The sequence below is a fragment of the Agrobacterium sp. B1(2019) genome (genome assembly GCF_008274755.1).
In the GTDB taxonomy this organism is placed as follows: domain Bacteria; phylum Pseudomonadota; class Alphaproteobacteria; order Rhizobiales; family Rhizobiaceae; genus Agrobacterium; species Agrobacterium salinitolerans.
In genome coordinates this window covers 80,334-98,699 of the sequence record NZ_VTPB01000005.1, presented here as the reverse complement: position 1 = coordinate 98,699, position 18,366 = coordinate 80,334, and the positions used below count along the sequence as shown (strand labels likewise).

Below are 18,366 nucleotides of genomic sequence, written 5' to 3'. Positions count from 1 at the left end.
CGGGCCTTGATCAGCGCGCCGCCACAAAACGAACACCGAAGCGGAAGCTTCGCGCCTCGCCCGGTTGCAGCGTAATCGCATCCGCGAGTTCCGGCTGGTTGAAGGCGTTGGTCGGCGTTTCCACCGGTTCGAGCGCGATGGATTGCCGCCTGCCGCGGGCGAGCGTATCGCCGGTGAAGACATGCATGTGCCCGCGCTCCTGCCAAACCGTCAGGCTCGAACCGTTGTGGCGTTTTTCCAGCCTCGTCTCGTAAAGCCCGTTTTCGGATGCGATGAGATCGGTGAAGCAGACATCGAGTACATGGCCGGACAGCGGCGTATGAAGAAAGCGGGTGTCGTCCCGTTTGACCACCCCGCCCTGTGCGCCGCGACGGGGGATCAGGTCCTCGTTTGTTTCAATCGCCGTTCGCGAGGGCAGCGTGAGGAGAAGATCGTCGATAGACGTCGTGCCGGGCAGGCGGAAATAGGGATGCCAGCCGGCGGCGAAAGGCAGGGGCTGGTCGTCGAGATTGATGCCGCGTATGTCGATGGTGACCTCATGGCCGGCGAAACGATATTCGACCTCGATGGCGAGACGGTAGGGATAACCCTCAAAATCCGCAGGCGCTATTTCGGCGCGGAAGACGAGAGTGTGAGCGCCGTTTTCCTTGAAAGACTGCGCAAGCTCGAAGGGCAGGGCTCTGGCAAATCCGTGGAAGACGAGGGCTTCATGGGCAAGCACCGGCCCAATACGGTGCATCTGCCCGCCAAAACTGAACCGGCCATCCGGGATGCGATTGGTGAAGGGTGCGAGAATGCCGTTTCTCACGCCGTTTTGCGATTGCATTTCGGCAGGCGTCGAATAGCCGTCGACAAGATTTTCGCCTTCGCCGCCATCGGTAGAGACCGGCCGCCAGCTTAGAAGTGTCGCGCCCTCATAAGCGACTTCGGCTGTGAAACCGTTTCCAGAAACGGTCACACCGGCAATCCCCGTGCCTGTCGTGGGGGTGGTCATCGGGAAATTGTCCTTTGCATGCATGCATCTGCGGTCATCGGGGCGACTGCCCTGCCGATTCGCCTGATCATCTTCGCTGAAGGACAATTTCGCAATGGCCGTTAAGGGCCCGCAAGGGCTGTATCAACAGGCTCCTGCCATTCCATGTCTGCCGGGCAAATCAGTCCGGAAAAGTGCGTTTCGCGCCGCTGAAATATTCCATCAGCGCGGCCTGATCCTCCCCACCCAGCCCGGCCGCCGTCAGCATGCGGTGCACCTCGGCGCAAATGGCTGTCAGCGGCATGGCCGTGTTGGTGCGCCGGGCGAGATCCTGCGCGCCGTTCAGGTCTTTCACCATATTGTCGATGCGTCCGGTGCGGCGGTAATCTTTCGCCACATAACGCGGCATGTATTCCTGCAGGATGGCGCTGTCGGCGCGGCCGCCCTTCAGCGCTTGCGGTATCTTGGCGGCATCGACGCCGGCATCCAGCGCCAGCTGTGTTGCTTCCGCCACCGCAAGGAAATTCAGCCCGCACAGAACCTGGTTGATGAGTTTCGTCGTCTGCCCTGCGCCGCAGGGCCCCATGTGGGTAAAATTGCTGGCCACATGCCGCAGCACGCGATGTGCATCGGCGACATCCTTTTCGCTGCCGCCGGCCATCAGTGTCAATTGCCCGATGAGCGCCTTCGGCGCACCGCCCGAAAGCGGGCTGTCCACCCAGCGAAGGCCTTTTTCCGCGGCATCGGCCGCCAGTTCCTTCGTCGCTTCCGGGTCGATGGAGGACATGTCGATGATCAGCGTGCCGGGCTTCGCCCCCGCCGCGACCCCATCCTTGCCAAAGACGGCGACGCGGACGATTTTCGGCGAATTGAGGCTGAGGATTACCACATCGGAAACCGAAGCCGCTTCCGCAGCCGTCCCCGCGCTCTGCGCGCCAAGGCTCGTTAGCGCCGCCACCTTTTCCGCATCCAGATCGAAAACCGTCAGCTGATTTCCGGTCTCGATGAGCCGTGTGCCGATCGCCCCGCCCATGGCGCCAGCGCCGATCAGGGCGACTTTGTTCTTCTCGGTCATGGTGTTCACGGCCTCCTCCCAAAGTGTCGTGGTGTCGTCGGTTCAAAACCGGATAGCCACAGCCGGTCATCCGGTTTCGGTGTTTTTAAAGCGAAGCGGTGATGCCGCCGTCGACGTAGAGAATGTGCCCGTTCACGAAGGACGAGGCATCGGACGACAGGAAGATGCAGGCGCCGACAAGCTCTTCGACCTTGCCCCAGCGACCGGCGGGCGTGCGCTTTTCAAGCCATGCCGAGAAGGTTTCGTCCGCCACCAGAGCCGCGTTGAGCGGCGTGTCGAAATAGCCGGGTGCGATGGCGTTGCATTGCAGGCCGTATTTGGCCCAGTCCGTCGCCATGCCTTTCGTCAGGTTGCCGACGGCCCCCTTGGTGGCGGTGTAGGGCGCGATGCCGGGGCGGGCAAGAGCGGTCTGAACGCTGGCGATGTTGATGATCTTGCCACGGCCACGGCTGATCATATGGCGCGCGGCAGCCTGCCCGGCGTGGAACACCGAGGCGATGTTGGTCTGCAGCAGGCGCTCGAAGGCATCGGCTGGAAAATCCTCCAGCGGCGTGCGGTGCTGCATGCCGGCATTGTTGACCAGAATATCGATGGGGCCGACCTCCGCCTCGAAACCGTCGATGGCCTTGCGCACCGCTTCATGATCGGTCGCATCAAAGGCAAGTGTTTTCGCACCCTTGATACCGGCGGCGGCGGCTTTCAGCTTCGCCTCGTCGCGCCCGTTCAGCACCACTTCCGCGCCCGCTTGCGAAAGCCCTTGCGCCAGCGCGAAGCCAATGCCCTGGGACGAACCCGTGATCAGGGCGCGGCGGCCGGAAAGATCGAACAAATTAAGGCCCACTGTTTCCTCCAGTCTCTCGACATTGCATTCGTACAGAATTATGTTATCGATAACATTCATCCCTTTCGGGCGTGGATGTCAAGGCTTAAACGCCCGCTCTCGGTACGGGTCGGGCGCGTGGGGAAGCCGCACGACGTGTAAATGCGCGGCAGGCGGCGGTGACAGGGATGCGGATTATTCGTCGCGCCATTCAGGCGCGATGTCGAGCGGGAGATATTTATGAGAGCGATTGTCGCCCATGGGGCAAAGGATGTGCGCATCGAGGAGCGGCCCGAGGAAGCGCCGGGGCCGGGAGAACTGCGGCTTCGTCTGGTCCGGGGCGGAATTTGCGGCAGCGATCTGCACTATTACAACCATGGCGGCTTCGGAGCGGTGCGGCTTCGTGAACCCATGGTGCTCGGCCATGAGGTCTCCGCTGTCGTCGAAGAACTGGGCGAGGGCGTGGAAGGGCTGAAGGTCGGCGGTCTGGTCGCCGTTTCGCCGTCCCGCCCGTGCCGAACCTGCCGCTTTTGCCAGGAAGGCCTGCACAACCAGTGCCTCAACATGCGGTTTTATGGCAGCGCCATGCCTTTTCCGCATATTCAGGGCGCTTTCCGTGAGGTTCTGGTGGCCGACGCCCTGCAATGCGTGCCGGCCGATGGCCTGAGCGCCGGCGAGGCCGCCATGGCGGAGCCGCTGGCGGTGACGCTTCACGCCACCCGCCGCGCCGGCGATTTGCTGGGGAAACGCGTGCTTGTCACGGGTTGTGGCCCCATCGGCATCCTGTCCATTCTGGCTGCGCGCCGGGCGGGTGCGGCGGAAATCGTCGCCACCGACCTTTCCGATTTCACGCTTGACAAGGCGCGTGAGGCGGGTGCGGATCGTGTCATCAACAGCAAGGATGAGCCCGATGCACTTGCCGCCTATGGCGCGAGCAAGGGAACCTTCGATGTTCTCTATGAATGCTCTGGCGCCGCCGCGGCGCTTGCCGGCGGTATTACGGCGCTTCGTCCGCGCGGCATCATCGTCCAGCTCGGTCTTGGCGGAGATATGAGCCTGCCGATGATGGCGATTACCGCCAAGGAGCTGGATCTGCGCGGCTCTTTCCGCTTCCACGAAGAATTCGCCACCGGCGTTGAATTGATGCGGAAGGGCCTGATCGACGTTAAGCCTTTCATCACCCAGACCGTCGATCTCGCCGACGCCATCTCGGCCTTCGAATTCGCCTCGGACCGCAGCCGTGCGATGAAGGTGCAGATCGCTTTTTCGTAAGCGTTTGTTCTGCACAAACGTATACGGAGCATTTGACCGGCGGCGGATCATTCCGCCGCCGGTTTTTTATGGATGGATTTTTGCCCGTGGCAACCTGTGGTGATGTTATCGATATCATAGCCTATTTTTGTAAGTCGTTCCTTCTCAAGGCCGGATGGCGAAGGGAGAGTGATAGCCCCAGCAAACGCCCAGCCTGTCATGAAGCCCCAACTCGAGTGCCGGATATTTTGCCCCGGCTGCGCCCATGACCGTCGTCGTCTCTGCCCATGTGCACATTTTGACGCAGGTCAAAAAGGTGATTTGCCGCCTGCCGTTATTTGCGTTATCGAAATTTCAGAAATTACTGAAAATTCAGGAAGTGAAGAAATGCCGTCCAACCTCTCGCCGCTCGTTCAGTCCTTCGTGCTGCATTTCGGTGAGATGGGCAGCCGCTGGGGCATCAACCGCACCGTCGGCCAAGTCTATGCTTTGCTTTATATTTCGCCGCAGCCGCTGTGTGCGGACGATATCGTGGAGGCGCTCGGCATTTCCCGTTCCAACGTGTCGATGAGCCTGAAGGAGCTGCAGGCTTGGAACCTTGCAGTTCTCAAGCATTTTCCCGGCGACCGGCGCGATTTTTTCACGACGCCTGACGATGTCTGGCAAATTCTCCGCACCCTTGCCGAAGAGCGCAAGAAACGCGAGATCGATCCCACGCTCAGCGTGCTGCGCGAAATTCTGATGGAAACGCCCGAAAACGAAGACGAGCGGCATGCGCAACAGCGCATCGATGAGATGAAAACGCTGATCGAGCAGCTGACCGGCTGGTATGACGATGTGAAGCGGCTGGAGACGGAACGGCTGGCTTCGCTTCTGGCGCTCGGTTCGAAGGTCACGAAGTTTCTGGAGGCCAAGGACAGGATCGTCTCCCTCGCTAGACCCCGTGGCGCGAAGAAGGACGGGTGAGGAGATCGGCCGTGAGCATGTCCGTGGAAATCCGCCAGGAGCCTGATGGTGAAGGGGCAGCCTGTCCCGCGCCGGCTGCAGTCTCGCCCGATACGATGGGTCGGCGCAAAGCCAACCACAAAACCTTTCGCGACAGAGCTGACGGGCGGGTGAAAATGACAGGCGCGCCGGTGGTGAGGAGATCCGTTGCGCTGCTGCATGTGCTGGCGGCTTTGCTCTGGTTGCCGCAGGCGGGTCTGCTTGCCTTTTCAGTCGGAAGAATTGCCGATGGCGCGCCGATGATGGCGATCGTGCCGGCCGCGGCTGCGGTTCTCATCCTCGGCCTCATCAAGGCATGGCTGGAAAAGATGGCGGCGCGGCTGTCGTTTCGTGCCGCCCGTGCGGCGCTGTCGCAACGGCGGCTGGAAGCGCTGAAGGCCGTGGCGAAGGTTTCCCCGCTCGATCTGTCACGCCCCGCCTCCGGTGAGGCGGCAGGCGTCGTGGCCGAGGCGGCGGAAGCGCTGGTGCCCTATCTTTCCCGTTTCCAGCCGGCGCGGATGAAGGCGACCATCGTGCCGCTGGTTTTCGTGCTGGCGATCCTGCCATTCACCTGGATTGCGGCGCTGGTGCTGCTGCTCGCCATGCCAACCATCCCGCTTTTCATGGCGCTCATCGGCTGGCAGGCGAAGGCCGCCAGCGAAAAGCAGCTTGCCGAGACCGGCAATATGAATGCCTTCCTGCTTGATCGCCTGCGTGGGCTGGAAACGATCCGCACGCTTAAAGCCGTCGATCTGACTGCAAAGCGTCTTAGCGCCGATGCGCAGAACCTGAAGAAGCGGACGATGGCGGTGCTCAGGATCGCCTTTCTCTCCTCGGCGGTGCTGGAGCTTTTCGCGGCGCTCGGCGTTGCCATGACCGCCGTCTATATCGGTTTTCATCTGCTCGGTTTTCTCAATTTCGGCGCCTGGGGCCACAAGCTGACACTCGCCGAAGGTCTTTTCATCCTGCTTCTGGCGCCGGCCTTTTTCGAGCCGCTGCGGGAACTCGCCGCCGTCTGGCACGACCGCGCAGCCGGCGAAGCGGCGCTTGATGCGCTCGGCAAATTGACGGCCGGCGGTACGGCCATCGCCGGCGAGGGCGCGGATATGGCGTCTGTCGCAGCCCCGAAGTCCGGCTTGGTGGAGATGGACAATCTCTCCTTTGCTTATCCGAACACCCCGCCGGTCATCCAAAATCTCAACCTGAAGGTTCAGCAGGGTGAGAGAGTTGCGATTCTTGGGCCTTCCGGTTGTGGCAAATCCACTGTACTGTCCTTGATTGCCGGGTTGGCCGAGGCTGGAGAGGGCTCGATCAGGATCGGCGGCGTCAAGCTCGATAATGCGACGGCGGATGGGCTGCGCGGGACGATCGGCTGGGTCAGCCAGAAGCCGTTCTTTTTTGCCGGTTCGCTGAAGGCGAACATTCGCTTCGGCCGTTCGGTTGTCAGTGACGGCATGGTGGAACAGACGCTGCGCCGCACAGGGCTCGATGAATTGAGGCATGCACGCCGGCATCTGCAGATCGGTGATGGCGGATATGGCGTTTCGGGTGGGGAGGCGGTGCGGCTTGCCATTGCGCGTGCTTTCGCAGACCCCGCCACGCAGCTAGTTCTGGCCGACGAGCCGACAGCCCATCTCGACCGGGAAACGGCTGCTCTCGTCACGGATAACCTGCTGCAACTGGCAAATGGTAGGACATTGATCGTCGCGACCCATGATCCGGTGCTTGCGGCGCGCATGGACAGGATCGTGGATATGACGGCGATCCATTCGAGGGGGCAGCCATGATCGCGCGTTTTGCGATATTGAGACCCATTATCGGCCTGTTCTGGTCGACCCGGCGCGGCATGCTGCTGGCGGGCGCGGCTCTGGCGGTAACGACGGTGCTGGCGGGCATCGGCCTTCTCGGCGTTTCCGGCTGGTTCATCACCGCAACGGCGATTGCCGGCCTTCTGCCGGCAACGGCCTATGCTTTCGATGTCTTTGCGCCTTCGGCCGCCATTCGTCTTCTGGCGCTGGCGCGCACCGCCGCCCGTTACGGCGAACGCATGACGACCCATGACGCCACGCTTTCCGTGCTTGCAGCACTTCGGGAAAAACTGTTTCGTGGCTTTGCTGCGCCGCAGGCTGCGAAATCCCTGGAGGCGAGGCCTGCGCGCCTGCTGAACCGGCTGACGGCGGATATCGACGCGCTGGATTCGCTTTATCTGCGCGTGCTGGTTCCCGCCGCCGTGGCGATCCTTGCCGCAATCGCGACAGGCCTCGGGCTTGCTTTTCTCCATCCTCTGGCCGGCATTCTGGCGGCGGTTTTCCTCATCGCGGCGGGGCTTGGAATTTCGGTGCGCGCCGCCTTGCGGGCGGAAACATTCTCGCGCCGTCGGGCAATCGGGCTGGAAGCCCTTCGCGCCCGCACGGCCGATCTCGTGAACGGGCAGACGGAGTTCTTGACCGCCGGCCGCCTCTCCGCGCAGGTCGCGGCGGTGAAACGGGCGGATGATTACCTCTCTGCCTGCGATGATACCCTGAACCGCATCGAGACCGGTGCCGGTTTTTCCTTCGGGGTTTCAGCGGCCGTTCTTTTGAGCGCGGCCCTTCTCGGCATGGCCTGGCTTGCGGAACGGGGGGCGGTCACCGCGCCGGCGGCGGCGCTCGGGCTGCTGGTCTGTTTTGCCGCGCTGGAGCCTTTTACGGCGCTGCGCCGCGGGGCTATGGAGCTTGGGCGCACGCTATTTTCCGCGAGGCGCATCGCGCCGCGTCTCTCGGCAACGGTTGAGGGTCGCTGTCCCGTCTTGCCGGCCAGCGGGATGGCGGCAAAATTAGAAGATGTGCATCTGGAGCGGGAGGGGAACGACAATCCTGTCCTGACGAATATCAACCTTGCAATCGCTGTCGGAGAACGGGTTGCGATCGTCGGCCCGAGCGGCGCGGGCAAGACAAGTCTCATCCAGCTTCTGGGGGGTGAATTGCAGCCGGTTGCAGGCACGGTCAGCGCCCTGCCGTCCACTCTTATGACGCAGCGAAGCCAGCTTTTCCGCGACAGTATCGCGGGCAATCTGCGGCTCGCGAAACCCGCCGCAACCGGGGCCGAGCTATGGGACGCGCTTGAGGCGGCAGGCCTTGCCGAACACGTCAAAACCTTGGCCGCCGGCCTGGAGACAAGGCTTGGCGAGGCGGGTCAAGGGCTTTCCGGCGGACAGTCGCGCCGTCTGGCGCTCGCCCGTTTCCTGCTTGCGGATCGTCCGCTCTGGCTTCTCGACGAGGTGACGGAAGGGCTGGACGGGGAGACTGCGCGCGACGTGCTCACCCGGCTGTTTGCGAGGGCAGAGGGGAAGACTGTCGTGATGATCACTCATAATCGCCGCGAAGCGGAATTTGCCGATCGCATCATCGTGCTGAAAGACGGGCGCCAACTTGATCAATGTCAAAGCGGCACCCCGGAATACGGCGTAGTGCTTGAGACACTACGCCCGGACTGAGATTTTTGAGAGCCGGCGTCGTCTTTGAAATGGAAGGCCGGTCTTCCGGAAAAGGTGGGTAAGACTATGGAACTCGACATAGTGGCGCTGTCGCGCCTGCAATTTGCAGTGACGGCTTTATATCACTTTCTGTTCGTCCCCCTGACGATCGGACTATCGGTGGTGATCGCCATCATGGAAACGGTCTATGTCATGACCGGCCGCACGGTCTGGCGGCAGATGACGAAATTCTGGGGCACGTTGTTCGGTATCAACTTCGTGCTCGGCGTTTCCACCGGCATCGTCATGGAATTCCAGTTCGGCATGAACTGGAGTTATTACAGCCATTATGTCGGCGACATCTTCGGTGCGCCGCTGGCCATCGAGGGCATGATGGCCTTCTTCCTGGAAGCCACCTTCGTCGGCCTGTTCTTTTTCGGCTGGGACAAGCTGTCGAAGCTCGGCCATCTCGTCGCGACGTGGTGCGTGGCGCTCGGTTCGAATTTTTCGGCGCTGTGGATATTGATCGCCAATGGCTGGATGCAGAACCCGACGGGCTCAGCCTTCAACCCCCAGACCATGCGGATGGAGGTGACTGACTTCTTCGAGGTTCTGTTCAACCCGGTGGCGCAGGCGAAGTTCGTTCACACGGTTTCCGCCGGCTACGTGACGGCTTCAATCTTCGTGCTCGGCGTTTCGGCCTGGTATGTGCTGAAAGGCCGCCATGTCGATCTCGCCAAGCGCTCGATGACGGTTGCCGCTTCCTTCGGTCTGGCGTCCGCGCTGTCGGTCGTCGTGCTGGGTGATGAAAGCGGTTATCTCTCGACCGAACACCAGAAGATGAAGCTCGCCTCCATCGAGGCCATGTGGGAAACGGAGCCGGCGCCTGCCCCCTTCACGGCCATCGGTTTTCCTGATCAGGAAGCACGCGAAACACATTTTGCCGTGAAGATCCCGTGGGTGATGGGCCTCATCGGCACCCGCTCGCTCGACACGCAAATTCCGGGCATCAACGATCTGGTGGAGCAGGCGAAGAACCGCATCCGCGACGGCATCAAGGCCTATGATGCGCTGATGCAGATACGCGCCACTGGCAAAGGTGCGCAACTGCCGGAAGAGGTGCGCGGCACCTTTGCCGAACTCGGCCATGAGCTTGGTTATGCCCTGCTGCTGAAACGCTACGTCGATGATCCGCGTCAGGCGAGCGAAGAGCAGATCGCCAAGGCGGCAGCCGATACGATCCCCCATGTGCCAACGCTGTTCTGGTCGTTCCGCATCATGGTCGGCCTCGGTATGTTCTTCATTCTGCTGACGGCGACTTTCTTTTATCTCTCGGCCCGCCGCCGGCTGGATCACTATCCGTTGCTGCTGAAAGTGGCGGTCTTCGCCATCCCGCTGCCTTGGATCGCGGCGGAAATGGGCTGGGTGGTGGCCGAATTCGGTCGCCAGCCATGGATCATCGAGGGCGTGCTGCCAACGGCCGCCGCCGTTTCCAGCCTCAGCGCGTCGACCGTCCTCATCACGCTCCTGTGCTTCATCGCCATCTACACGGTGCTGTTCATCGTCGAAATGGGGCTGATGCTGAAGGCGATCCGCAAGGGGCCGGACCCGGACCATGAGCCGGAAGCGCCGCTCGTTCCTGAAAAACTCGTCGCTGCGGAGTAAACCATTATGATTTTGCACGAACTCATCGACTACGAAATCCTCCGCGTCATCTGGTGGCTGCTGCTTGGCGTGGTGCTGATCGGTTTTGCTGTTACCGGTGGTTTTGATCTTGGCACCGGCGCACTGCTGCCATTCGTTGCGAAAACCGACATCGAGCGGCGTGTCGTCATCAATTCCATCGGGCCGGTCTGGGAAGGCAATCAGGTCTGGCTGATCCTTGGTGGAGGCGCGATCTTTGCCGCCTGGCCGCCGCTTTATGCGGTGTCGTTCTCGGGCTTTTATCTGGCGATGTTTGCCACCCTGTTCGCGCTGATCCTGCGGCCGGTCGGCTTCAAATATCGCTCCAAGCGTGAAAGCACCGCGTGGCGCACCGGCTGGGACTGGGCGCTCTTTATTGGCGGCTTCGTCCCGTCGCTGATCTTCGGCGTGGCGGTTGGCAATGTGCTGCAGGGCGTACCCTTCCACCTGAATGACGATCTCAGGATTTTGTACGACGGCACGACGCTGTTTGAGCTTCTGAACCCCTATGCCATCCTCTGCGGCCTCGTATCCGTCGCCATGCTCGTCATGCATGGTGCGGCGTGGCTGGTGCTGAAAACGGATGGTCCGGTTGCCGCCCGTGCCCGCGGTTTTGGCAGCATTGCGGCGCTTGCCACCACCGTTCTTTTTGCGCTCGGCGGCGTCTTTCTGTGGCTCGGTATCGATGGCTATCGCTTCACCTCGGAGGTCGTGAGCGACGGTCCTTCCAATCCGCTGTCAAAGACGGTCGAGGTCGCAAGCGGCGTCTGGTTTTCCAACTATGCGGCGCATCCCTGGATGATGCTGGCGCCGGCGCTCGGTCTTGTCTTCCCGCTCGTGGCCTTCATCCTGTTCCGGGCCCGCAGGGAGGTGCTGGCGTTGCTTTCAAGCTCGCTCGCCATTTTCGGCATCATCTCAACGGTCGGGCTGACGATGTTTCCCTTCATCCTGCCGTCGTCGGTCGATCCCAGATCGAGCCTGACGGTCTGGGATGCATCGTCCAGCCATATGACGCTGTTCATCATGCTGGTCGTCGCCCTCATCTTCATCCCGATCATCGTCGCCTATACGTCGTGGGTCTATCGCGTGCTGTGGGGCAAGGTGGATGAAAAGGCGATCCGCGACGACAGCGGTCATGCCTACTGAGACTCAAGAAAGAAGGAGATCGAACATGTGGTATTTCGCCTGGCTGCTCGGCCTGCCTCTCGCCGCCATCTTCGCCGTCATGAACGCCATGTGGTATGAGTTGATGGAAGAAAACGCGAAAAAGGCGCAAGCGAAGCCGGATAAATAAAGCTTCGAGGTTCGTGGCATAAAAAGGGGGCGGCATCCGGTTGGGATGACGCCCCTTTGTGGACAGCAGCCGTGCCTGCGATGCGCGGCGTCAGTGGATCGCGATGCCGCGCTTGTCCGCTTCTTCCTTGATGATGTCTTCGACGATGGCCCTCTTGAGATTTGGATTTCCCAGAAGATAGTCGTCGGCGATCTCGAAAATCGACTTCGGATTCTCGGTCCTGTGCAGGGTGTCGAGGTCCTGGCCAATCTGCTCTCGAAGGCTGGAGTAGTCGTCCATCGCGGCGCTCCCGTTTATCGTTTCAATCCAGAAGGTCGGCCGGAACCTTGCCGCCGTTTTCGGACAGTTTCCTGATGACGGCCTTGTGCAGCCAGATGTTCATCGTCGCCGAATCCGAGGTATCGCCGGTATAGCCGAGCTCGCTGGCGAGTTCCTTTCTGGCGCTCAGGCTGCTGTCGAGGTCGAGAGCCTTGAGAAGATCGACGATGGAATGTTTCCAGTCGAGCTTCTGCCCGTTTTTCTTGACAGCCTCATCCAGAATGGACGCGACATCGACATTGCCGGTCGGCGCCGGAGCCGCCGTTGTCGGGGCTGGTGCTGCCGGGCTTGCTGCGGTCGGGCTGGCCGTAGTCGGCGGTGTTCCGGCCGGAGCGGATGTCTGCGGCGCGGCCTCAGCCTTGCCGAAAATCGCGTTCTTGATCTTGTTGAAAAAGCTCATTCTGTCCTCCCCTTATCTGCGAAATGCGCGCCCGACGGCAATGAGAATGCAGGCACCGATGAAACCGGCGATGAGATAGCCAATCCAGCCTCCGAGCGAGACGCCGATGAGCCCCAGAAGGAAATTGGCGACGATGGCGCCAACAATGCCGAGGATAATGTTCATGAAAACACCCATATTGCTTTTCATGAACTGTTCGGCGAGCCAACCGGCTACGCCGCCGATGATGATTGCTGCAATCCAGCCAACTTGTGCGTCTTCCATAACAGGCCTTTCCTTTCTAGAGAGAGGTCATAGGCATATGGACCCGCATTTTTTGCGCACGTCCCCCCGCCTTGAATTGACCCCAGGCGATTATTAACGAAGAGGCGGAAGTTTTGTTCCGTGAGACGTGTACGTTAGCGCAAACTCAACTCTGGCTCTCAAAATCCAGCCCGATATCAAGAACCGGCGCGCTATGGGTGATCCAGCCGATGGAGAGGAGATCGACGCCGGTGGCGGCGATGGCTGCCGCTGTTTGCGGATTGATACGGCCGGAGGCTTCGGTGATGGCGCGACCGGCAACGATCTCTACCGCCTCACGCAGCTGTTCCGGTGTCATATTATCGAGAAGAACCGCATCTACGCCCTCGTCCATAACCTCGCGCAGTTGCGCCAGCGTATCGACTTCTACCTCGATCTTGACGAGATGCCCCACGCCCTGCCGGGCCCGGCGGATGGCGTCGCGCACGCCGCCGGCCACGGCGATATGGTTGTCCTTGATAAGAACAGCGTCATAAAGCGCAAAACGGTGGTTCATGCCGCCGCCGGCGCGCACGGCATATTTTTCCAGCGCTCTCAGCCCCGGCGTCGTCTTGCGGGTGCAGGCGACCGAGGCTTTGCTGCCGGCAATGGCGGCGACGATTTTTGCGGTGACGGAGGCGATGCCCGACAGATGGCCGAGGAAATTCAGCGCCGTGCGCTCCGCCGTCAGAAGGCCGCGCGAGGGGCCTTCGATCGTTGCGATGATATCGCCGGGAACCACGGCGGCCCCATCCTGCACATGCCGTTTCATCACGATGGCCGGGTCTACCAGCTGGAAAGCCAGTTCCGCCGCATCGAGACCGGCGATGACGCCCGCCTCGCGTGCGGCCATGACGACGACCGAGCGATGATCGGCGGGAATGACGGCGGCGGACGTGATGTCGCCCGCCAGGCCGAGGTCTTCCAGAAGGGCGTTGCGCACAAGCGGTTCGATGATGAGGCGGGGCAGGGGAGAAAGGGTCATGTCAGGCGCTCCGCGCAAGGCTGGCTGAAGAATGGCTGGAAGAGGAAAATTCGTGGGCGATGGTGAGGACGTCGCTGAGGCTCAGCCTGCGCCTTGTGGCCGTCGCATGTTTTTCAGGGAAATCGTCGCGGAAATGCGCGCCGCGCGATTCCGTGCGCAGCGCCGCAAAGACGGCGACGGCCAGTGCGACAAGGGCGGGATCGGATGCCGGGCCGTTCCGCTCTGCCAATGGCAGGAGGTCATGGATTGCGCCCGTCAGCTCTTCCGCCTGTCTTACGATGCCGAGATGGCGGGAAACGATGGGCCGGACGGAAGAGAGGTCGACTGCCGGGACGCCAGGTGCGGGGAGTGCCGCGATATCCGCTGCCTGTTTTCCCGCATATGCCTGCCGACCGGCAATATCTTCTGCCGCGCGCATGCCCATGGCCGCCGCTTCCAGTAGGGAATTGCTGGCAAGCCTGTTTGCGCCATGCAGCCCCGTGCAGGCGGTTTCGCCGGCAACCCAAAGACCAGGCACCGAGCTTCGGCCTTTGCTATCGGTGGCGACGCCGCCCATATGGTAATGCACCGCCGGGCGCACCGGAACGAGCTCACGGGCGGGGTCTATCCCGGCTTCGCGGCAGAGCAGGTCGATGGAGGGGAAGCGAGTGGAAAAGCCCGTGCCGAGCGCCTTGCGGGCATCGAGAAAGACCTTGCCGCCACGCAATATTTCGCGGTCGATGGCGCGGGCGACAATATCGCGCGAGGCAAGTTCCGCCCCCGGAACTCCCGCCATGAAGCGTTCGCCGTTTTCGTTGAGAAGCACCGCGCCTTCGCCCCGCACCGCCTCGCTCACCAGCGCCAGCGGCCGTCGGGGCGAGGAAAGCGCGGTTGGGTGGAATTGCACGAATTCCATGTCGGCGAGTATGGCGCCGGCGCGGGCGGCGAGCATGATGCCTTGCCCGAAATTGCCGGAGGGATTGGTCGTCGCCTCATAAAGCCCGCCGAGGCCCCCGGTGGCGAGAACGACCTGTGTGGCCGGCAAAGTGAAGCAGCCTTTTGGCCCTATGCAGGCGAGACCGGCGATGACGCCGTCCTCCGTCAGCAGGCGGCGCACTTCCGTACCTTCCAGCATGGTGATGGACGGCGTGCGAAGAACGGCGGCTGCAAGCGCCCTGACGATCGTCGCACCCGACCCGTCGCCTTCTGCATGGAGAATGCGCCGCCGGCTATGGGCGGCTTCCAGCCCGAAGACATAGTTGCCTGAGGCGTCGCGGTCGAACCTCACACCCGCCCCCTCCAGTGCATCGATGACGGCGGGGGCCGCGGATATAATCTCAACGGCCAGATCTTCATCGCAAAGGCCATCGCCCGCAGCGAGCGTATCGGCAAGATGCAGGGCCGCGCGGTCATCAGGGCCGAGACTTGCCGCGATGCCGCCCTGCGCCCAGGCGCTGGAGGTCTCGCCGCCGAGCGCGCCGCGTGTCAGAAGCAGCACGGGCTGCGGCGCAAGCGTCAGCGCCGCCATCAGGCCCGCAATGCCGCTGCCGACGATGACCGTCCAGCCCGTATGCGACGGGAGGCGTTCGCTCATACTTCCAGCATCCTTTCCACGGCGCGGCGGGCGGCGACAGCGATGGCCGGATCGACCGTCACTTCGTGGCGGTTTTCTTCAAGTGCCGCGCGGATATTGCCAAGCGTGATGCGCTTCATATGCGGGCACAGATTGCAGGGGCGGATGAATTCGACATCGGTGTGATGCACGGCGACATTGTCGCTCATCGAGCATTCCGTTAAAAGAACCACGCGGGCGGGGCGCTCGCGGCCGACATAATCCGACATGACGGCGGTGGAGCCGGAAAAATCCGCAGCCTCGACGACATCGGGCGGACATTCCGGATGCGCGAGCACGGTTACGCCCGGATAGTTTTCGCGCAATTCGCGAATATCATCGGCGGTGAACAGTTCATGCACCTCGCAATGGCCGCGCCAGGCGATCAGCTCGACATTGGTTTCCTTGGCCACGTTCTTCGCCAGATATTCATCCGGCAACATCAGCACGCGCGGTACGCCGAGCGATTCCACCACCTGACGGGCGTTGCCTGAGGTGCAGCAGATGTCGGATGCCGCTTTCACCGCGGCGGAGGTGTTCACATAGGTCACGACCGGAACGCCCGGATAAGCCTTGCGCAAAAGCGCGATGTCCTCGGGCGTGATGGAATCGGCCAGCGAACAGCCGGCCGCCATGTCGGGAATGAGCACTGTTTTTTCCGGGTTGAGCAGTTTTGCCGTCTCGGCCATGAAATGCACGCCGGCCAGAACGATGACATCCGCTTCCACCTCCATTGCCTTGCGGGCAAGGGCGAGGCTGTCCCCGACGATATCGGCGACGCCGTGGAAGATTTCCGGTGTCTGGTAATTATGGGCGAGGATGACGGCGTTGCGCTGGCGCTTTAGCGCCAGGATCGCCTCCACATCGTCCTGAAAGCCCATCCATTCGGCCTTGGGAATGACGCGGGCGACGCGATCATAGAGGCTGGCGGCGGAAATCTGCTCGTTCACGGTGGTCTCCCATTTATACTCGTATTGAGTATATCTAGAGCAAAGACATATTCTCATTGTGAGCATATGTCAATTGCGGGAGAGCGGCAGTTTCGTTCCGGAAAGGGCGCGTTCATCGAGAACGGTCTGGCGGAAGCGGAAGAGCTTTGCCGGGCGGCCGCCGGTTTCGGTCGCTATCTCGCCGGTCTCTTCCACCAGCTGCTGCTGTTCGATCAGCCGGCGGAAGTTCTGCTTGTGCAGCGTCAGCCCGGCCAGCGCCTCGATGGCGCGCTGTAGCTGCAGGAGCGTGAAGGCGTCGGCCATCAGTTCGAACACCACCGGCCGGTATTTGATCTTGGCCCGAAGACGCGCGATGCCGGTGGCGAGGATGCGGCGGTGATCGGCAAACATCGGCTTGCCGAAATTGTTCCTCGGTTCGCCCTGCGCCTCCTCGACCAGCCCGGCCTCATAAAGCAGCTCATAACGTTGCAGGGTCAGTTCTTCGTTCCAGCCGCCGCCATCGAGACCGAAGGTAAAGTCGGCCCGCAAATGGCGCTGGTTTTTCGCGGCGGGATCGGAATCCGCCCAGGCGCGCAGCCTGTCGATGATGTTGTCGAGAACATCAGGACGGCCCCGCCGATGGTCTTCCCAAGGAAAATATTCGTACCAGCCGTGCCAGAGGGCGCGTTTGCCGTCGGTGGCTTCCTGTTCGCGAACCAGCCCGAGATAGCCGATGGAGATGGTTCTGCCGCCTAAAATGTCGTTATTGCGGTCGCGATCGGCGAAAGTATAGAGCTGCTCGAGGTAGCCCACGGGGTGATGGGTCTGTTCGTGGATCCATTCCCGCAGTCCGCTCTGGAGGGTTCTGTGCCCGAATTCGAACGGTCCCGACGGAAGTGCTGCACCTTCCCGAACGGTCATGACCCGCGGCTCATCCGTGGTGATGGCGGTGACGACGGCGATGAGTTCGGCATGGGCAAGGCCGATGGTCACGGCGGCTCCTCTGGTCGTTGGCGCAAGATCAATCTTCTTTGGCACAAGAAGGTTGCTTCGCCAACATGACGGCCGAAAAGGGCTGTCGATAAGTAGCCTTACCGAAAACGGGACGCCATCAGACAAAAAGATGAATTCTTGTAGTTAGTCGTCCGTCGTCTGATATGGTACAGACCCGCACGAGCATTTCAGACTGTAGAAGGCCGATGCTGAAAAACATATCTCTCGAAGAGACACTTGTGGGTTACTACACCTGGAATGTCGGGCAAAATCTGGTTTACCTGGATGCCGTGGCCGCCCGTCTGCGCGAATTTTCGCCGGAAGATGCCGCCTGCGGTATCCCGGTCGAAGATTTCATCGCGCAGATCGAAAGCGGCTCGCGGGAGCGTGTCGCCAAGGCGGTTTATAATTCGCTGACAAATGGCGTGTTTTATGATCAGGAATACCGCATTGTGCTTAAATCCGGCGGTTTCCGCTGGCTGCGGACAACGGGAAGAGTGATCCTGGACGGCGACCGGATTCCGATCATGGCCATGGGCACGGTGCGGGATGTCAGTGCAAGCAAGATTTTATTGATGTGATAAGCGGCGGACCTCCTCGCGAGGCGGAGGCCGATCGATTTTAATTCGTTCATCGTTTTGATGTTGCGGTGATATGGTCCGGCAGATCGCAATTTTGCTGTTTCAGATCGTCTTGGCCATTGGCCTCGGCATAGCCGGCATCCGCATCGCCTCGCTTATCAATGGTGAGGCGACGTCGGCGCCAGCAGGCCTTGCGGCCAATACGGAACTGCTTTGGACGACCTCGCCGGTGCGGGTCGATCCGCGTAGCCAAAATTACGAGCGCATTCCGACGCCTCCCGATCTTTATCCGCTGAAAATGCATGCGGACCAGCGTCTGCGCGTCATATCCAGCAGCCGTTTCACTTTCAAGGGTAAGGAATTCCGTCTCGCCGGCGTGGAGGATGTTGAGCGCAACCGCGTCTGCACCCGCGCCGACGGCCGCCGTTACGCCTGCGGCCTCAACGCCTTCAAGGCGCTGGAGAACCGGCTGCGTGGCAGATATCTCGAATGTCGGGTGATTGAGGAGGGTAGTGCCGGCGGTTCCGTGGAGTGCCGGATCAACGGGCAGGATGTGCGGGCGCTGCTGCAATAGGCGATCGGGTCGAACGGCTTACGCGATGCGTGAAAGCGACTGACGAAGAAAGTGTATTTTTTATCTGGGAAGGTTTGGTGGAGCTAAGCGGGATCGAACCGCTGACCTCTTGCATGCCATGCAAGCGCTCTCCCAGCTGAGCTATAGCCCCATAAGGGTTCCGGCATTTCTTCCGGTTC

19 protein-coding genes and 1 tRNA gene are annotated in these 18,366 nt (G+C 61.4%); 9 read left to right on the top strand and 11 right to left on the bottom strand.

The annotated features are described in order from the left end of the window. Window positions 1–10 precede the first annotated feature (10 nt). The 3 genes from AGR1_RS26970 to AGR1_RS26960 form a co-directional block, all read right to left on the bottom strand. On the bottom strand, window positions 11–994 hold the full coding sequence (locus AGR1_RS26970) for an aldose 1-epimerase (RefSeq protein WP_149149018.1): 984 nt from the start codon (window positions 992–994) through the stop codon (window positions 11–13). 160 nt (window positions 995–1,154) lie between these two features. Further along, window positions 1,155–2,048 (bottom strand): NAD(P)-dependent oxidoreductase, encoded by an 894-nt coding sequence (locus AGR1_RS26965; protein WP_149149097.1) that lies wholly within the window; start codon window positions 2,046–2,048, stop codon window positions 1,155–1,157. An 85-nt stretch (window positions 2,049–2,133) separates the two neighbouring features. Further along, window positions 2,134–2,889, bottom strand: a complete 756-nt coding sequence (locus AGR1_RS26960; RefSeq protein WP_149149017.1) for an SDR family oxidoreductase — start codon at window positions 2,887–2,889, stop codon at window positions 2,134–2,136. Between the two features lie 219 nt (window positions 2,890–3,108). On the opposite strand from AGR1_RS26960, the gene AGR1_RS26955 reads away from it, so the two are divergent. The 7 genes from AGR1_RS26955 to cydX all read left to right on the top strand — a co-directional run bounded on the left by AGR1_RS26955 (window position 3,109) and on the right by cydX (window position 11,534). Further along, window positions 3,109–4,140 carry an L-idonate 5-dehydrogenase gene (locus tag AGR1_RS26955; protein WP_080794395.1) on the top strand — a complete coding sequence of 344 codons (1,032 nt, stop codon included), beginning with the start codon at window positions 3,109–3,111 and terminating at the stop codon, window positions 4,138–4,140. Window positions 4,141–4,506: 366 nt separating this feature from the next. After that, window positions 4,507–5,085: a GbsR/MarR family transcriptional regulator gene (locus AGR1_RS26950; RefSeq protein WP_080794393.1), complete on the top strand. Its 579-nt coding sequence runs from the start codon at window positions 4,507–4,509 to the stop codon at window positions 5,083–5,085. Between the two features lie 17 nt (window positions 5,086–5,102). Then, window positions 5,103–6,890: a thiol reductant ABC exporter subunit CydD gene (gene cydD / locus AGR1_RS26945; RefSeq protein WP_149149096.1), complete on the top strand. Its 1,788-nt coding sequence runs from the start codon at window positions 5,103–5,105 to the stop codon at window positions 6,888–6,890. Next, complete coding sequence (cydC, locus tag AGR1_RS26940; RefSeq protein WP_149149016.1) at window positions 6,887–8,578, top strand: thiol reductant ABC exporter subunit CydC; 1,692 nt, start codon at window positions 6,887–6,889, stop codon at window positions 8,576–8,578. The genes cydD and cydC overlap by 4 nt, the downstream gene beginning before the upstream one ends. Before the next feature lie 66 nt (window positions 8,579–8,644). Then, window positions 8,645–10,222, top strand: a complete 1,578-nt coding sequence (locus AGR1_RS26935) for a cytochrome ubiquinol oxidase subunit I (protein WP_149149015.1) — start codon at window positions 8,645–8,647, stop codon at window positions 10,220–10,222. A 6-nt stretch (window positions 10,223–10,228) separates the two neighbouring features. After that, window positions 10,229–11,386 carry a cytochrome d ubiquinol oxidase subunit II gene (cydB, locus tag AGR1_RS26930; protein ID WP_149149014.1) on the top strand — a complete coding sequence of 386 codons (1,158 nt, stop codon included), beginning with the start codon at window positions 10,229–10,231 and terminating at the stop codon, window positions 11,384–11,386. Between the two features lie 25 nt (window positions 11,387–11,411). Then, the gene (gene cydX, locus AGR1_RS26925) at window positions 11,412–11,534 is read left to right on the top strand and encodes a cytochrome bd-I oxidase subunit CydX (RefSeq protein WP_149149013.1); all 123 of its coding nucleotides are present in this window, start codon (window positions 11,412–11,414) and stop codon (window positions 11,532–11,534) included. Window positions 11,535–11,624: 90 nt separating this feature from the next. Here cydX and AGR1_RS26920 read toward each other — a convergent pair whose 3' ends face one another. The 7 genes from AGR1_RS26920 to AGR1_RS26890 all read right to left on the bottom strand — a co-directional run bounded on the left by AGR1_RS26920 (window position 11,625) and on the right by AGR1_RS26890 (window position 17,032). Continuing rightward, window positions 11,625–11,813: a hypothetical protein gene (locus AGR1_RS26920; RefSeq protein WP_003522463.1), complete on the bottom strand. Its 189-nt coding sequence runs from the start codon at window positions 11,811–11,813 to the stop codon at window positions 11,625–11,627. A 22-nt stretch (window positions 11,814–11,835) separates the two neighbouring features. Further along, entirely contained in the window at window positions 11,836–12,252 is a 417-nt protein-coding gene (locus tag AGR1_RS26915; protein WP_149149012.1) for a DUF3597 domain-containing protein, read from the bottom strand. Window positions 12,253–12,264: 12 nt separating this feature from the next. After that, entirely contained in the window at window positions 12,265–12,516 is a 252-nt protein-coding gene (locus AGR1_RS26910; RefSeq protein WP_046801707.1) for a GlsB/YeaQ/YmgE family stress response membrane protein, read from the bottom strand. Window positions 12,517–12,661: 145 nt separating this feature from the next. After that, the gene (gene nadC, locus AGR1_RS26905) at window positions 12,662–13,519 is read right to left on the bottom strand and encodes a carboxylating nicotinate-nucleotide diphosphorylase (protein WP_149149011.1); all 858 of its coding nucleotides are present in this window, start codon (window positions 13,517–13,519) and stop codon (window positions 12,662–12,664) included. Window position 13,520: 1 nt separating this feature from the next. Beyond that, window positions 13,521–15,092: an L-aspartate oxidase gene (locus AGR1_RS26900; protein WP_149149010.1), complete on the bottom strand. Its 1,572-nt coding sequence runs from the start codon at window positions 15,090–15,092 to the stop codon at window positions 13,521–13,523. Continuing rightward, window positions 15,089–16,060, bottom strand: coding sequence for a quinolinate synthase NadA (gene nadA / locus AGR1_RS26895; protein WP_187772310.1), 972 nt, complete (start codon window positions 16,058–16,060; stop codon window positions 15,089–15,091). Before nadA ends, AGR1_RS26900 begins: the two co-directional genes overlap by 4 nt. 69 nt (window positions 16,061–16,129) lie before the next feature. Then, the gene (locus AGR1_RS26890; RefSeq protein ID WP_080796474.1) at window positions 16,130–17,032 is read right to left on the bottom strand and encodes a hypothetical protein; all 903 of its coding nucleotides are present in this window, start codon (window positions 17,030–17,032) and stop codon (window positions 16,130–16,132) included. Window positions 17,033–17,238: 206 nt separating this feature from the next. Here AGR1_RS26890 and AGR1_RS26885 point away from each other — a divergent pair, with 206 nt between their 5' ends. Together AGR1_RS26885 and AGR1_RS26880 are read left to right on the top strand one after the other, a co-directional pair. Beyond that, entirely contained in the window at window positions 17,239–17,613 is a 375-nt protein-coding gene (locus AGR1_RS26885) for a PAS domain-containing protein (RefSeq protein WP_080794378.1), read from the top strand. A 73-nt stretch (window positions 17,614–17,686) separates the two neighbouring features. Further along, window positions 17,687–18,187: a thermonuclease family protein gene (locus AGR1_RS26880; RefSeq protein WP_149149008.1), complete on the top strand. Its 501-nt coding sequence runs from the start codon at window positions 17,687–17,689 to the stop codon at window positions 18,185–18,187. Window positions 18,188–18,262: 75 nt separating this feature from the next. Here the strand turns inward: AGR1_RS26880 and AGR1_RS26875 are convergent. Beyond that, window positions 18,263–18,338, bottom strand: a tRNA-Ala gene (locus AGR1_RS26875). Window positions 18,339–18,366 lie beyond the last annotated feature (28 nt).

What these genes read in the sequence shown, in the direction of transcription:
- AGR1_RS26970 (WP_149149018.1), bottom strand. Translation starts at nt 994, where the DNA reads ATGACCACCCCCACGACAGGCACGGGGATTGCCGGTGTGACCGTTTCT.
- AGR1_RS26965 (WP_149149097.1), bottom strand. Translation starts at nt 2,048, where the DNA reads ATGACCGAGAAGAACAAAGTCGCCCTGATCGGCGCTGGCGCCATGGGC.
- AGR1_RS26955 (WP_080794395.1), top strand. Translation starts at nt 3,109, where the DNA reads ATGAGAGCGATTGTCGCCCATGGGGCAAAGGATGTGCGCATCGAGGAG.
- AGR1_RS26950 (WP_080794393.1), top strand. Translation starts at nt 4,507, where the DNA reads ATGCCGTCCAACCTCTCGCCGCTCGTTCAGTCCTTCGTGCTGCATTTC.
- cydD (WP_149149096.1), top strand. Translation starts at nt 5,103, where the DNA reads ATGTCCGTGGAAATCCGCCAGGAGCCTGATGGTGAAGGGGCAGCCTGT.
- cydC (WP_149149016.1), top strand. Translation starts at nt 6,887, where the DNA reads ATGATCGCGCGTTTTGCGATATTGAGACCCATTATCGGCCTGTTCTGG.
- AGR1_RS26935 (WP_149149015.1), top strand. Translation starts at nt 8,645, where the DNA reads ATGGAACTCGACATAGTGGCGCTGTCGCGCCTGCAATTTGCAGTGACG.
- cydB (WP_149149014.1), top strand. Translation starts at nt 10,229, where the DNA reads ATGATTTTGCACGAACTCATCGACTACGAAATCCTCCGCGTCATCTGG.
- cydX (WP_149149013.1), top strand. Translation starts at nt 11,412, where the DNA reads ATGTGGTATTTCGCCTGGCTGCTCGGCCTGCCTCTCGCCGCCATCTTC.
- AGR1_RS26920 (WP_003522463.1), bottom strand. Translation starts at nt 11,813, where the DNA reads ATGGACGACTACTCCAGCCTTCGAGAGCAGATTGGCCAGGACCTCGAC.
- AGR1_RS26915 (WP_149149012.1), bottom strand. Translation starts at nt 12,252, where the DNA reads ATGAGCTTTTTCAACAAGATCAAGAACGCGATTTTCGGCAAGGCTGAG.
- AGR1_RS26910 (WP_046801707.1), bottom strand. Translation starts at nt 12,516, where the DNA reads ATGGAAGACGCACAAGTTGGCTGGATTGCAGCAATCATCATCGGCGGC.
- nadC (WP_149149011.1), bottom strand. Translation starts at nt 13,519, where the DNA reads ATGACCCTTTCTCCCCTGCCCCGCCTCATCATCGAACCGCTTGTGCGC.
- AGR1_RS26900 (WP_149149010.1), bottom strand. Translation starts at nt 15,092, where the DNA reads ATGAGCGAACGCCTCCCGTCGCATACGGGCTGGACGGTCATCGTCGGC.
- AGR1_RS26885 (WP_080794378.1), top strand. Translation starts at nt 17,239, where the DNA reads ATGCTGAAAAACATATCTCTCGAAGAGACACTTGTGGGTTACTACACC.
- AGR1_RS26880 (WP_149149008.1), top strand. Translation starts at nt 17,687, where the DNA reads ATGGTCCGGCAGATCGCAATTTTGCTGTTTCAGATCGTCTTGGCCATT.